We start from the raw sequence: 449 nt of genomic DNA, 5'->3' as shown, positions 1-449 counted from the left end.
GACCGTCTGGACCACCTCCTGCGACGCGGCCGCCGTCTGACCGGGGCCGAGGCGGACGAGCTGGTCGCGCTCTACCAGCGCACCGCGACCCACCTCTCCCTCCTCCAGTCCAGCGCTCCTGATCCCGTGCTCACGGCCCGGCTGACCCAGCTGGTCGCCCGCGCCCGCGCCACGGTCACCGGCACCCGCCGCGCCTCGTGGCGGGGCCCGCCCGCGCCCCCCCCCCCCGCCCACGCCTTCTCGGGCCCCCCCTCGTGCCCCTCCGCCCCCGCCCCCCCGCCCGCCGCGCCCGCGACCCCGGCCCCCGTCCCCTACGCCGACTGGTCCGCCCGCTTCGAGGACTGGACCGAGGACCTCGTCGAGGTCTTCCGCGAGGTCGCCGAGAGCGGCGAGTTCATCCTCAAGTCCCGGGTGGAGCGCCTGGAGGCGGAGGTGGCCCGGCGCACCGG

The 449-nt window shown here is 78.6% G+C and carries 1 pseudogene; it reads left to right on the top strand.

What is annotated here, in order from left to right:
* Positions 1-449, top strand: a pseudogene (locus A4V12_RS38250) (hypothetical protein); the annotation flags it as partial.

The sequence above is a fragment of the Streptomyces noursei genome (assembly GCF_001646665.1).
Taxonomy (GTDB): domain Bacteria; phylum Actinomycetota; class Actinomycetes; order Streptomycetales; family Streptomycetaceae; genus Streptomyces; species Streptomyces lavendulocolor.
The sequence above is the reverse complement of the archived record's forward strand: the minus strand, read 5'-3'. Positions and strand labels throughout refer to the sequence as shown.